This window comes from Pseudomonas sp. GW823-FHT02C02 (genome assembly GCF_058797635.1).
Map to the genome: position 1 here is coordinate 201,811 of NZ_JBXAJV010000012.1, position 13,434 is coordinate 215,244.

The 13,434-nt window shown below is 61.0% G+C and carries 10 protein-coding genes; 2 read left to right on the forward strand and 8 right to left on the reverse strand.

Annotated features, from left to right (window positions below; all coding sequences use genetic code 11):
* Positions 1–21: 21 nt before the first annotated feature.
* Complete coding sequence (locus AC1ROI_RS21615) at positions 22–423, reverse strand: lectin OAA family protein (RefSeq protein WP_042932429.1); 402 nt, start codon at positions 421–423, stop codon at positions 22–24.
* Positions 424–621: 198 nt separating this feature from the next.
* On the opposite strand from AC1ROI_RS21615, the gene AC1ROI_RS21620 reads away from it, so the two are divergent.
* The gene (locus tag AC1ROI_RS21620; RefSeq protein WP_102594086.1) at positions 622–2,400 is read left to right on the forward strand and encodes a cyclic-di-GMP receptor FimW-related protein; all 1,779 of its coding nucleotides are present in this window, start codon (positions 622–624) and stop codon (positions 2,398–2,400) included.
* A gap of 147 nt (positions 2,401–2,547) precedes the next feature.
* On the opposite strand, the gene serB is transcribed toward AC1ROI_RS21620, so the two are convergent.
* Positions 2,548–3,762, reverse strand: a complete 1,215-nt coding sequence (gene serB / locus AC1ROI_RS21625; RefSeq protein ID WP_102594087.1) for a phosphoserine phosphatase SerB — start codon at positions 3,760–3,762, stop codon at positions 2,548–2,550.
* 135 nt (positions 3,763–3,897) lie between these two features.
* On the opposite strand from serB, the gene AC1ROI_RS21630 reads away from it, so the two are divergent.
* A complete protein-coding gene (locus tag AC1ROI_RS21630; RefSeq protein ID WP_010464226.1) occupies positions 3,898–5,430 on the forward strand; it encodes an AhpA/YtjB family protein in 1,533 nt (510 codons plus the stop codon).
* Positions 5,431–5,685: 255 nt separating this feature from the next.
* Here AC1ROI_RS21630 and AC1ROI_RS21635 read toward each other — a convergent pair whose 3' ends face one another.
* From AC1ROI_RS21635 to AC1ROI_RS21660, 6 genes are all read right to left on the reverse strand, one after another.
* Positions 5,686–6,399: a PqiC family protein gene (locus AC1ROI_RS21635; RefSeq protein ID WP_010464228.1), complete on the reverse strand. Its 714-nt coding sequence runs from the start codon at positions 6,397–6,399 to the stop codon at positions 5,686–5,688.
* 176 nt (positions 6,400–6,575) lie between these two features.
* Positions 6,576–8,843: a DNA topoisomerase IV subunit A gene (parC, locus tag AC1ROI_RS21640; protein ID WP_010464231.1), complete on the reverse strand. Its 2,268-nt coding sequence runs from the start codon at positions 8,841–8,843 to the stop codon at positions 6,576–6,578.
* Positions 8,844–8,850: 7 nt separating this feature from the next.
* Positions 8,851–9,375 (reverse strand): retropepsin-like aspartic protease family protein, encoded by a 525-nt coding sequence (locus AC1ROI_RS21645; protein ID WP_077750229.1) that lies wholly within the window; start codon positions 9,373–9,375, stop codon positions 8,851–8,853.
* A complete protein-coding gene (locus AC1ROI_RS21650) occupies positions 9,372–10,361 on the reverse strand; it encodes an esterase-like activity of phytase family protein (protein WP_077750228.1) in 990 nt (329 codons plus the stop codon). The genes AC1ROI_RS21645 and AC1ROI_RS21650 overlap by 4 nt, the downstream gene beginning before the upstream one ends.
* Positions 10,361–12,265 carry a DNA topoisomerase IV subunit B gene (parE, locus tag AC1ROI_RS21655; protein WP_010464236.1) on the reverse strand — a complete coding sequence of 635 codons (1,905 nt, stop codon included), beginning with the start codon at positions 12,263–12,265 and terminating at the stop codon, positions 10,361–10,363. Before parE ends, AC1ROI_RS21650 begins: the two co-directional genes overlap by 1 nt.
* Before the next feature lie 54 nt (positions 12,266–12,319).
* Positions 12,320–12,928: a YqiA/YcfP family alpha/beta fold hydrolase gene (locus AC1ROI_RS21660; RefSeq protein ID WP_102594088.1), complete on the reverse strand. Its 609-nt coding sequence runs from the start codon at positions 12,926–12,928 to the stop codon at positions 12,320–12,322.
* Positions 12,929–13,434: the final 506 nt, after the last annotated feature.

Below are 13,434 nucleotides of genomic sequence, written 5' to 3' on the forward strand. Positions count from 1 at the left end.
GCGGACATTTCGGTAGCGCCGTTACTCTATCTGTCCACGAAAGCCGATCGGCCCTTCGTTGGCGTAGGTATTGGTGCCACTGAGGTTTTTCCCTCCATCACTGGAGGTGACGCTCAACGCCACAACGTTCTGATTATCACGGCCGCCGATGACCCACTTGCCACCCGGATGCCATGGAGCGTCATTGCCGCCCCACTGATTTTCCACGTTGTACTGGTTCTGGCCCGTGCGCTGAGCCTTGAAGCCAATGGGACCTTCACCCGCGTAAGTCATGGTGCCGGTGAAGCTCTTCCCGCCATCGCCCGATTTGATCTCGATCGCGACCACGTTCTGGTTGTCCCTCGCACCCAACGTCCAGTCTCCGCCCGGATGCCAGGGTGCCGAACTACCGCCCCATTGATTTGCCACTACGTATCTAGACATGAACCTCATCTCCTTGAAGTTACAAGAGACCTGCCCTGCGTAGGCAGCAGGCCGCACGACCGTGCGTATCCAGTCGCACGTGTGTCAGATTAGTAGTACGCCCGGGCAGCACTCGACTGACAGACAAACGGTCGACATCCGTAACTGCTACAGTCAGATCATTCACTGCCCATTTCCCGGTTGGAGTTTTTCTACGGCATGAATGAAACCAGCCCTCACCTGCTGCTACGCGCCCCGATCCCGGCTCAATTGCGCCTGACATTCTGTGAACCGACGCCACGCGACCTCAAGCGCTGGATCGCCAACCTGCCCAAAGCAAACATCGGTGAAACCGCTCGCCTGCTCTATCAAGGCTTGAGCGAACTCAACCAGCTGCTCACCCCCAGCGACAATCGCCTGCAACTGCTCGAACTGTTGCGACCCGAGGTGTATTACGTCTGCAAACACCTGGAACGGCATTTCCTGCACCAGGCGATAGTGCTCGACGAGCGTTCGCGCAAGATCGCCAACCTCTGCCAGGCCCTGCAAAATCACTTGGCGATTGGTTACAAACAGATCGTCGTGCGCATCACCCCGCGCTTCAGCAAGGACCGAGCATCGCTGCTGACCCAAGCGTTGCAGCGGGCGATCCACTGCCTGAACGGGCCGCTGATTCGCTCGACTCAACTGTATTGCCCGGTACCGGAAGGCCTTTGGCTGGAGCTGCATCAGCTGTATCGGATCGCCTGCGCACTCAAACTCCAGCACCTGAGCCTGCGCGATGAGTTGGCCAGCCAGACCAAAACCCTGAGCGTCGAACAGACTTATGTAACCGCCCTGCTGCTGGGCGCCTCCCGCTGCAATCAACTGCGCCAGAACCAGATCGCCCGGCTCGCCGAGGTCTTGGAGCCCTGGAGCCAATGGATAAAGTTGCAACCCGGCCAACCCGCAGACGGATTGTTTGCCGTCGCGGCGGACCTCGACACCGGGCCGCGCTATCGTTCGAAATTCAGGGCCGAGCAGCAGGCCGGTTTGCTGGGGATTGATCCGCAGCCGCTGGTCGCCGCCATCGAAGCGCATCTGCAAGGCAATGACGGCACAACGCCGCTGCCGGTACCGACCGGGCTGAGCCTGGATACCCTGCAACACCTGCACGCTGCCTGGGGCCAGGCGGCCGAGCGCAGTTTTCAGCGCACGGTTGGCCAAGGCAGCTTGACCTTGTGTGTGGGCATGAGCGCATTGCACTTCTACCTGGGCGGGCAACGTTCGTTCAGCGATATTCTGAAAAACCCCGGTACTCGACTCGCGCAGTTCTCGGCAGCGTCCCCGACGAACCAGGGAAAGGACCAATGGCACCACGCGTTCGACGCCGCCCCCCACGGCAGCGCCGATACCTTGCTGCCCTACGAAGAAATTGAATACCCGCACCTCCAGAGCGACGACGGCCAGGAGGCGGCCGATAACAATCGGCACTTTCCGACTTACGCCCTGCCGGTCATCAACCACAGCCCCGGCGGTTATTGCCTGGCGTGGCCCGACGCGGTGCCCGCCGAGTTGCAGGCTGGCGAAATGATCGGCATCCAGGACTCTGCCAATCAGGGCTGGAGTATTGCGGTGGTGCGCTGGATTCGTCAGGTGCGCGGCGGCGGGACGCAAATGGGGATCGAGCAGGTCGCGCCTTACGCCGAGCCTTGCGGGTTGCAACTGGTGCGAACGCGGGACGACCACAGTCAATATCTGCGCGGCCTGTTGCTGCCGGAAATCAGCGCCATCGACCTGCCCGCCACGTTGCTCGCTCCGCGCCTGCCCTTTCAGGAAGGCAGCAAAGTGCTGATCAACACCAACGGCCAGGAACGCCGCGCCGGGCTGGATCGGCGGGTGGCGAGCACCAACAGCTTCAATCAGTTTGCCTACCGTTCGCTGGAGGCGAGCAGAAACGACAACGCCGCGGGGAGCGGCGTCGAGGAGGATTTCGATTCGTTGTGGAAGTCGCTCTGAGGATGAATCCAATACCTGTGGCGAGGGATCTTGCTCCCGTATGGACTGCGTAGCAGTCCTTTTTCGGGGCCGCTTCGCAGCCCAGCGGGACGGTGCGGCGATCCGACAAGCTCCCTCGCCACAAGCGCCTTTCAGCTCTGGGGAGACTCAGAGCTGCCCGTCACGGTCCCGAAAGCCCAGCAGATACAGCACGCCATCCAATCCAAGGGTGGAAATCGCCTGCTTTGCCGACTGCTTCACCAGCGGCTTGGCGCGGAACGCCACGCCCAGGCCGGCAATTGCCAGCATCGGCAAATCGTTGGCACCGTCGCCGACCGCAATGGTCTGCTCCAGGCGCAAACCTTCCTTGTGCGCCAGCTCCTTCAGCAGATCCGCCTTGCGCTGCGCATCGACAATCGGCTCGACAGCCACACCGGTGACCTTGCCGTCGACCACTTCCAGCTCGTTGGCAAACACATAGTCGATGCCCAACTTGGCCTGCAATTGCTTGGCGAAGTAGGTGAAGCCGCCCGACAGGATCGCGGTCTTGTAGCCCAGGCGCTTTAGCTCGGCAAACAGGGTTTCGGCGCCTTCAGTCAGGCGCAACGAAGCACCGATCGAATCCAGCACGCTGACGTCCAGCCCCTTGAGCAAGGCCAGGCGTTCCTTGAAGCTCGCGCGAAAATCCAGTTCACCGGACATCGCTCGCTCGGTGATTTCCGACACCTGATCGCCCACGCCCGCTGCCTTGGCCAGTTCGTCGATGACTTCGGCTTCGATCAGCGTCGAGTCCATGTCAAATACCGCCAGGCGGCGGTTACGGCGAAACAGCGAATCTTCCTGAAAGGCGATGTCGACGTTCAGTTCCTGGGCGACGCTGAGGAATTCAGCCCGCAGCGCCTGCGGGTCAGCCGCTTCGCCGCGCACGGAAAACTCGATGCAGCCCTTGCCCTTGTCGGCCGGGGTGTCCAGCGGCATGCGCCCGGACAAGCGATCGATGTGGTCGATGTTCAGGCCATATTTGGCGGTGATCGAGCTCACGGCCTGCAACTGTCCGGCGGTTACTTTGCGGGTCAACAGCGTCACGATGTGGCGCTTTTTACCCTGATTGCCGACCCACTGCTGGTAATCCCCTTCGGACACCGGGGTGAATCGCACCTGCTGATCGAGCTCGTACCCCTTGAACAGGATGTCCTTGAGCACCGACTTGCCTTGCTCGGTATCAGGAATTTCAACCAGGATGCCGAACGACAGGGTGTCGTGGATCACCGCCTGACCAATGTCGAGAATGTTCACACCACCCTGGGCCAGAACACCGGTAATGGCCGCAGTCAGACCCGGTCGGTCGACTCCCGTGATGTTTATCAGGACGATTTCGCGCAAGGCGCACCCCCGCAAGTGGAAAAAAACCGCATTCTACCCACTTTCAGTGACCATCGGGCACCGTGAGCGCTTTGCCGGTCTAGGGCCTGTCGCTATACTGCGCGTCAACTTCACGGACAAAAGAGCCGAGCTCAAGTGAACCGGCCCACGCCAGTAAAAACCGATAACTTCTTTCTGCTGATCTTCCGTGCACTGCGCCACCGCCGTGTACCGATTGCATTGCGCATCGCCAGCCATAACGTGATCCTGGTCGCTCTGGCCCTGGTGATCTACGCCTGCGTGATGGGTTTGCAGTTCAAGCAGGCCATGCACGAGCAGGCCGATGCGCTGGGTGAAAGCCTGACCACGCAGACTGCCACGTCCGCCACGGAGCTGTTGGTGTCCAACGACATCCTCAGCCTCAACGTGCTGCTCAACAACCTGACCAAAAACAAGCTGGTGGCCCACGCCGCCATTTACAGCGTGGATAACCGCATCCTCGCCGAAGCCGGTCAGCGCCCCAAGCACAGCCTGCTGGGCGAAGCCGAGGGCATGTACCAGAGCAAGATCACGTTCCAGGACGTCACCGCCGGGCAACTGCGCATCAGCCTGGACATGGATCAGTTCCAGCAGCCCATGACCATCAGCCTGCAAAGCATGGGCATTTTGAGTGCGATTCTGCTGGCCCTGTCCCTGGCCTTGAGCCTGCGCCTGGGCCGGCACATCTCCACGCCGCTGCTGCAACTGCGCGTGTGGCTGCGCAATATCGACGAATACACCCCGGCCACCGAGCGCCAGGACGAGATCGGCGATCTGGCCCGTCAGCTGCACGCCAACTTCGCGCCGGAGCCGGCCGAACCGGAACCCGTGCCGGAGCCGGAATACGACGACAGCGACTATGAAGACGCCGACGATAACGAGCCGTCCTTCGAAGTGCGCAACCTGCGGGATCCGAGTTTCGATGAAAGCAAACCTGTGGCCGGCCTCAAGCCAGCGCCACGGCGCAGTGTCAGCACCGTTGAAGACGACGATGACGACGATGCGTTTGCTGACTTGCGCGATGAATCGGCCGACGTTGCGCCTAAACCGCTCGCCAAACCGGTGATTTCGAACGTGCCGCAGCACAGCGCCGTACTGGCCGTGCAACTGGGCGCTCAAGATCAACTGCGTCGTCTGCCTCGCACCCGCCTGGAAGAACTGCTGAAACGCTATCGCGACTGCCTCGATCAGGCAGCTTCGCTCTATCAGAGCGAACTGCACACCCTGAACGATGGCAGCACGCTGATGCTGTTCCACACCGAAGACAGCGGCGACGATTACCTGACCAACGCAATCTGCTGCGGTGAATTGCTGCGAGCCTTGGGTCATCAGTTGCAGATTGAAGTTGCAGACAGCGGCATCACCCTGCAATTGCAGCTGGGCCTGACGCTGGGTGATGAGCTATTCGGTCTGAGCCAGATCGACCTGCTGCTGACCGAAGCCGCTCAGGATGCCCTGGCCTTGTCGCAACACAGCCGCAACCTGCTGCTGGTGGAGCGCAAGATCGGTGACGACGCGCTGATACGCCAGCGTGCGCGGATCCGCCCGATTGCCAGCCCTGAGGGTGCGTGCTGTGTGGAGCGGTTGATGGAGCCTTATCCGTCGATGCTGGAGCGACAACTGGCGCGGATGCATGAGCGTCGGGCGTAAGCCTTAAACCCCAGAAGTGAAGAAGCCCGCAGACGAGTGATCGTCTGCGGGCTTTTTTGTTGCCTGTGTCCCGGCCTCTTCGCGAGCAGGCTCGCTCCCAGAGGTCCTGCGTCGTTCGCGCGATAGGTGTACGACACAAAACCTGTGGGAGCGAGCCTGCTCGCGAAGAGCTCAGGACAAGCGTCAGATATCTGCACCCTGCAGAAACAACAAAGCCCACATCACTGCGGGCTTTGTTCTTGGATCAATCCAGGCTTAGAACCTGAACACTTCCATATCGGTCCGGATCGGCGAGGCCATCGGGATCTTCGGCTGTTTCTCTTGCTCTGCCGCGGGAGCCACTGGCTTCGGAGCAGGCTTTTTGGGTGCTTCAGCGATCGGCGGTTGATTAGCCAGTGGCTTGAGCGCCACGGACAATTGCTCGGCAAGACGCTGCAGCAACACCCCCTGAGCCTGAACCTGAGCCGCCGTGCCGCCTGCGTGCTGCTCCTGCAGGTGAATGATGCGGTTATCGCGAACCTGGCCACGACGGTCGATCAGGCGCCATTGCGCATCCAGGATCGCTGGTTGCGATTCGCCCGAGTCCAGACGAGTAATCGTCAGCAGCACCTGGACATCCGGCGTGAAGCCGAGGGTCGCAGGCGCCAGCACAACCCGCTGACTGTCCAGATGGCCCGCCACCTGACGCAGCAACAGCTGATCAACGTCCGACGACAGGCTTCCAGCCCAACGACCGTCGGTCGACGCCTGAAGGCTGCCATCCGGCTGTCGCTGCAACAAGGTTTCGCGTTGCAGGTAATCCGCAAGCGTTACCGGGCCGAGCAATACCGCCATGCCGGCGCTTTGCGCAGGCTGAACCGGACTTCCGCTGTCCAGCTGATACAGCGACACCGGCTGGTGAACGCTGCAACCCGCCAGGCCAAGAACGCCAGCGAGCATCAAAATAAAAGGAAGGCGCAGAGCAGTCATCGTCCCATCCAGGTGGTTGCCACAAGGCTAACCACAGTGAAAATACTCAATAAATATGAAGAACGCTCGGCCACGCCGGCGCTTGAAAGGCCATATCATCCGTGAATATGCGTTCCGACTCCAGCGGCAAAGCGTCGATCTACGCGTTAAATCGTAGATCGAGCGCTCTAGGCCGCTTAATTGAGGTTTTCGACGAGCAGCGCATCGACCCGCTGGAAGCCACGTGGCAGTTTGTTACCACGACGACCACGCTCACCTTTGTAGTGTTCGAGGTCGTCCGCTTTCAGCGACAACGTACGTTTTCCGGCCTGAAGCACCAACGTGGCGCCCTCCGGCAGTACGGCGATGTCCGTGACATATTCTTCGCGACTGGCCACACGCTCACCGTTGATCCCGATGATTTTGTTGCCTTTGCCCTTACCTAATTGTGGCAGATCACTGATCTTGAAGATCAGCAGGCGACCTTCGGTGGTCACCGAGGCCAGCCAATTGTTCTCGCGATCGGTCACCGGGCGCGGAAGAATGACCTTCGAGTTGTTCGGCAAGCTCAACAACGCCTTGCCCGCCTTGTTCTTGGCTTGCAGGTCTTCACCCTTGACCACGAAGCCGTATCCGGCATCGGAGGCGATCACGTACAGCGAATCGTCTTCCGGCATCAGCACGCATTCGAAACTCGCCCCTGGCGGCGGCGTCAGACGGCCGGTCAACGGCTCGCCCTGGCCACGGGCCGATGGCAGCGTGTGGGCCGCCACCGAATAACTGCGACCGGTGGAGTCGATAAACACTGCAAACTGGTTGGAGCGACCCGGTGCCAATGCCTTGAAACCATCCCCGGCCTTGTAGGAAAGCCCGGTGGCGTCGATCTCGTGGCCTTTGGCAGAACGCACCCAGCCTTTTTCTGACAGCACGACTGTCACTTTCTCGTTCGGCAGCAGATCGTGCTCGGTCAGGGCCTTGGCTTCGGTGCGCTCGACGATGGGCGAACGACGGTCGTCGCCGTAGGTTTCGGCGTCCTTGATCAGCTCGGTACGTACCAGCTTTTTCAGCTTGGCTTCGCTGCTCAGCAGGGCTTGCAGCTTGGCTTGTTCCTTGAGCAGTTCATCCTGCTCGGCACGCAGTTTCATCTCTTCCAGTCGCGCCAACTGACGCAAACGGGTGTCGAGAATGTAGTCGGCCTGGATTTCGCTCAAGGCGAACCGTGCGATCAGCGCGGCTTTCGGGTGTTCCTCGGTACGGATGATGTGAATCACTTCATCCAGGTTGAGGTAGGCAATCAACAAACCGTCCAACAGGTGCAGGCGACGCTCGACCTTGTCGAGGCGGAATTGCAGACGACGACGCACGGTCTGAACGCGGAATTCCAGCCACTCGACCAGCAGCGCCCGCAGGTTTTTCAGCTGCGGTTTGCCGTCCAGGCCAATGATGTTGATGTTGACCCGGTAGCTCGACTCCAGCTCGGTGCTGGCGAACAGGTGTTGCATCAGCGCATCGTGGTCGAAATTCTTCCGCGCGCCCGGAATGATCACGATCCGGCACGGGTTCTCGTGGTCGGACTCGTCGCGCAGGTCAGCGATCTGCGGGGCTTTGGACGGTTTGGCCTGCATCATCGCCGCGATCTGCTCCAGCACCTTGGCGCCCGAGACTTGATGCGGCAGCGCGGTGACGATGATGTCGCCGTCTTCGATGTGGTACACGGCGCGCATGCGCACCGACCCCTTGCCGGTTTCGTACATTTTCAGCAGATCGGCACGAGGCGTGATGATTTCCGCTTCGGTCGGGTAATCCGGGCCCTGGATGTGCTCGCAGAGCTGCTCGACCGTGGCTTTGGGTTCATCGAGCAAGCGCACGCAGGCTGTCGCGACTTCGCGCAGGTTGTGCGGCGGTACGTCGGTGGCCATGCCCACGGCGATGCCGGTGGTGCCGTTGAGCAGGATATTCGGCAAACGCGCCGGCAATACCAGCGGCTCGTCGAGTGTACCGTCGAAGTTCGGCCCCCAGTCCGCCGTGCCCTGGCCCAGTTCGCTGAGCAGCACTTCGGAATAACGCGACAGCCGCGCCTCGGTGTAACGCATGGCGGCGAAGGACTTGGGATCATCCGGCGCACCCCAGTTACCCTGGCCGTCGACCAGCGTGTAGCGATAGCTGAACGGCTGGGCCATCAGGACCATGGCTTCGTAGCACGCCGAGTCGCCGTGCGGGTGGAACTTACCGAGCACGTCACCGACGGTACGCGCCGATTTCTTGTGCTTGGAATCGGCGTCCAGCCCCAACTCGCTCATCGCATAGATGATGCGCCGCTGTACCGGTTTCAGGCCGTCGCCGATATGCGGCAAGGCACGGTCCATGATCACGTACATGGAGTAGTTGAGGTAGGCATTTTCGGTGAAGTCAGCCAGTGACCGGCGTTCTACACCGTCCAGGCTGAGATCAAGGGAGTCGCTCATGCGGGCCTCATCGGTTCGTTGTCTGGCGCAGCAGCATGGTGCCACCGCGCTGGGTAAATTCAAGTTTGTTCAGCGCGCTCATACCGAGCAGCACTTGCTTGCCATCCAGGCCTGGCACGACGATGGCGCGCACATCACGCAGCACAATGTCGCCCAGTTGCAGCCGGTCGACGCGGGTTCGATAACCCTCGGTACGACCGTTGGCGGTGCTCAGGGTCACCCCGAAGCCTTGTTCCAGTTTCAGCCGTTCGGCCATTTGCGCCGGGATTGCCACATCGGTTGCCCCGGTATCCAGCATGAAATCCACCGGCTGGCCATTGATCTGGCCGCTGGCGACGAAGTGCCCCTGGGTGTTGCTGGCCAGTTTCACTTCAATAAAACCTTCGCCCTGCTCCGAGCTGACGACCACATTGGGATTTTGCTGCCGATCCTCCCACTGGCCGAAAAACCGCGTCGCCAGGAACAGCGCCGCGCACCAGGCCAGCACCATGAACACCCGACCGGCACGCTTTCCCGGCGTTTGCTGGCTCACGGCTTGGCACTCCAGCCACCTTCAGGCGCGGCGAAGCGCCAAACGACCGGGCGAACCTCGCCATCGGCGCGGGCATCGTTGTTGTTGTCGGTGCCGACCCAGGCACCCTCGGCGTCGACCATCAACGCTTCAGTCAGACCAAACGGATTTTGATAGCGGCGGTGTTCCTGCAAGGCTTCATCGGCAAATGACCAGCAGCGCTCGACCTTGGCCGTCTCCGGGTCGCGGCGGCAGATCTGGTAAGCGTTGCGTTCAAGGGTAAACAGCTTGCCGTTGAACAGCGATACATCGGCAAAGTCCCGAGTCACGGCTTTGGCCCGTGGAAACTGTGCCGGCTGCATTTCTTTTCCCGCCTCGCTCAGCAGCACGCAGCCACCGTCGCAATCCCACACAGTCTGTTTGCGCTTGATCAGCAACAAGCCACGGCTTTGACGCTCGGCGGCGAGCCACAATTGATCGCCCGCCGGATTGATCGCCAGCCCCTCGAACAGCGCATTGAACTGCAACAGCATGCCACTGGCCCGCGCTTCGCGAACCAGCATCGGCGAGATCTTCAGCCAGGACGACGGCCCAACGGGCGGCACTTGCAGGATCGCGGCATGGGACTCGCTGACGATGTAGCGATTACCGGCGCTGTCGCAAGTGATGCCTTCAAAATCCAGGTCCCCGCCCCGTACAAACGCCGCGACCCAGGCCCGCGAACGCAACCCCCAGGGCAAACCGCTGTCCGGCACCGCCGGCACGCCGATGCCCACGGTTTCGGCCTGCCAGACCGTGTCGCGGGTATCGAGACGGTAGATCTGGTCATCGTCGCGATCGGAGACCGTCCACAAGTCTTTGCCGCACTGGGCCAGCCCCGACAGATTGCCGCCGCGCATGCCATCGACGGGATGCTCGGACAACAGGCGCAACTGCGGTGCCGGTTCGGAAAGCGCCGAAACGGAGGTCAGAAGTAACGCACACGCCAGGGCAAAGCCAGCCCGCATCAGCCAAGAACCTCGGCGAGGTTGCCTTTGGATTCCAGCCAGGATTTGCGGTCACCGGCGCGTTTCTTCGCCAGCAGCATATCCATCATTTCCGAGGTCGCTTCGAAATCGTCCAGCGTCAACTGCACCAGACGCCGCGTGTTCGGGTCCATGGTGGTTTCGCGCAGTTGCGGCGGGTTCATTTCACCCAGGCCTTTGAATCGGGTGACCTGCGGCTTGCCGCGTTTCTTCTCGGCCACCAGGCGATCGAGAATGCCATCGCGCTCGGCTTCGTCGAGGGCGTAGTAAATCTCTTTGCCCAGGTCGATGCGGTACAGCGGCGGCATCGCGACGTAAACGTGACCGGCATCCACCAGCGGGCGGAAATGCTGGACGAACAAGGCGCAAAGCAAGGTGGCGATGTGCAGGCCGTCGGAGTCGGCGTCGGCGAGAATGCAGATCTTGCCGTAACGCAGCTGGCTCATGTCCGCTGCGCCCGGATCGACACCGATGGCCACGGCGATGTTGTGCACTTCCTGACTGGCCAGCACTTCGCTGCCGTCGACTTCCCAGGTGTTCAGAATCTTGCCGCGCAACGGCAGGATCGCCTGGAATTCCTTGTCCCGCGCTTGTTTGGCCGAACCGCCGGCGGAATCACCTTCCACCAGGAACAGCTCGGAACGCATCGGGTCTTGCCCGGCGCAGTCGGCGAGTTTGCCCGGCAATGCCGGCCCGGCGGTGATGCGCTTGCGCTCGACCTTCTTGCTGGCCTTGAGACGACGGCCGGCGTTGTTGATCGCCAGTTCCGCCAGCAGCATGCCGGTTTCCGGATGAGCGTTGAGCCACAGGCTGAACGCATCCTTGACCACACCGGAAACGAACGCCGCCGCTTCACGGGACGACAGACGTTCCTTGGTCTGGCCGGAGAACTGCGGTTCCTGCATTTTCATCGACAGCACGAAAGCGATGCGTTCCCAGACGTCTTCCGGCGCCAGCTTCACACCGCGCGGCAACAGGCTGCGGAATTCGCAGAACTCGCGCATCGCATCGAGCAAGCCCTGACGCAGACCGTTGACGTGAGTGCCGCCCTGCGCCGTCGGGATCAGGTTGACGTAGCTTTCCTGCACGCTGTCGCCACCTTCCGGTAACCACAGCAGCGCCCAATCGACCGCTTCCTTGTTGCCAGCCAGGCTGCCGCAGAACGGCTCGTCCGGCAGGCGTTCGAATTCGCTGACGGCGTCAACCAGGTAGGAGCGCAGGCCGTCTTCGTAATGCCATTCGACTTTCTCGCCGGTGGCCTTGTCTTCAAAACTGACCAGTAGCCCCGGGCACAGAACGGCCTTGGCCTTGAGCACGTGCTTGAGGCGGCTGATGGAGAATTTCGGTGAATCGAAGTACTTCGGGTCCGGGGCGAAGAACACGCTGGTGCCAGTGTTGCGCTTGCCGACGGTGCCGATCACTTCCAGCTCGGTTTTCTTGTAGCCGTCGGCGAAAGTCATCTGGTATTCGTTGCCGTCGCGCTTCACGCGCACCCGGACTTCGGTCGACAAAGCGTTGACCACCGAAATACCCACCCCGTGCAGACCGCCGGAGAACTGGTAGTTCTTGTTGGAAAACTTGCCTCCCGCATGAAGCTTGGTGAGGATCAGCTCGACGCCCGACACACCTTCTTCCGGGTGAATGTCCACCGGCATGCCACGGCCGTCATCGCTGACTTCCAGGGAGTGATCGGCGTGCAGGATGACCTGCACCGAGGTTGCGTGCCCGGCCAAGGCTTCGTCGACGCTGTTGTCGATGACTTCCTGGGCGAGGTGGTTCGGCCGACTGGTGTCGGTGTACATGCCGGGGCGTTTACGCACCGGGTCGAGGCCCGAGAGGACTTCGATGGCGTCTGCGTTATAAGAGCTAGCGCTGGGAGTGGCCATGGGGTCTCGTCGTCCGCCTGTCAAAAAAGTGTTCTGTGAAAAAGAGACGACGACTCACAGTGCTGTGAAATCGATCGCCTGATACAAATCTGCGCCGATACCGGCAAAATTCAGCATTGCCGGCAGTTGCGCGGCAAAACCCTGGAAACTATGGTCGCCGCCGGCCTGGATGCGCAAGGCACAGGCGCGGTAATACTGCTGGGCGAGGCGATAGTCCAGCGTTTCGTCGCCGGTCTGCAACCACACCTGATACCGCTGCGGATCCTGGGGCGCCGGCACTTCCAGCTCGGCCAGGGCCGTCACGTGGTCGTGGGTCAATTCCCAGGCCTCATCGGTATACAGGTTTTTCTGCGTCCCCAGATACCCGTCAAACATCCGGTGCGGACTGACGGCAGGGTTGATCAACAGGGCCTTGAGGCCATGGCGCTCGGCCAAGTGAGTCGCATAGTAGCCGCCGAGTGAGCTGCCTACCAGCAGTGGCCGCCCAAGCTCTTCAATCGCCTTGTTCAGCTGACCGATGGCTTCGCGCGGGTGGTGATGCAAGGCAGGAACGCGCAACTGATCGCTCAAACCCAGGCGGTCCATCACTTGCACCAACTGCGTGGCCTTTTTTGACGAAGGCGCGCTGTTGAAGCCGTGGATATAAAGGATCGAACCGGACATTTGAGCTCCCTGGGCGTCGGTAAAGAACGCGGAGTTTACAGGGAGTCGGGGGGATCGGGATATGCATGGCGGGCATGAGGGGCTGGGTAGACGACATCGCGGGCAGTCTTGCTCCTACAGGGGAATGGGTGTACCTGCAGGAGATTGGTCGGCTGTCAGGCCGTCTTCGCGGGCAAGCCTCGCTCCTACAGTGGAATGGGGGTACCTGTAAAAGAGATTGGTCGGCTGTCAGGCCGCCTTCGCGAGCAGGCTCGCTCCTACAGTGGAATGTGGGTACTTGCAAAAGAGATTGGTCGGGTGTCAGGCCGTCTTCGCGGGCAGGCTCACTCCTACAGTGGAGTGTGGGTACCTGCAAAGAGATTGGTCGGCTGTCAGGCCGCCTTCGCGGGCAAGCCTCGCTCCTACAGTGGAATGGGGGTACCTGTAAAAGAGATTGGTCGGCTGTCAGGCCGTCTTCGCGGGCAAGCCTCGCTCCTACAGTGGAATGGGGGTACCTGTAAAAGAGA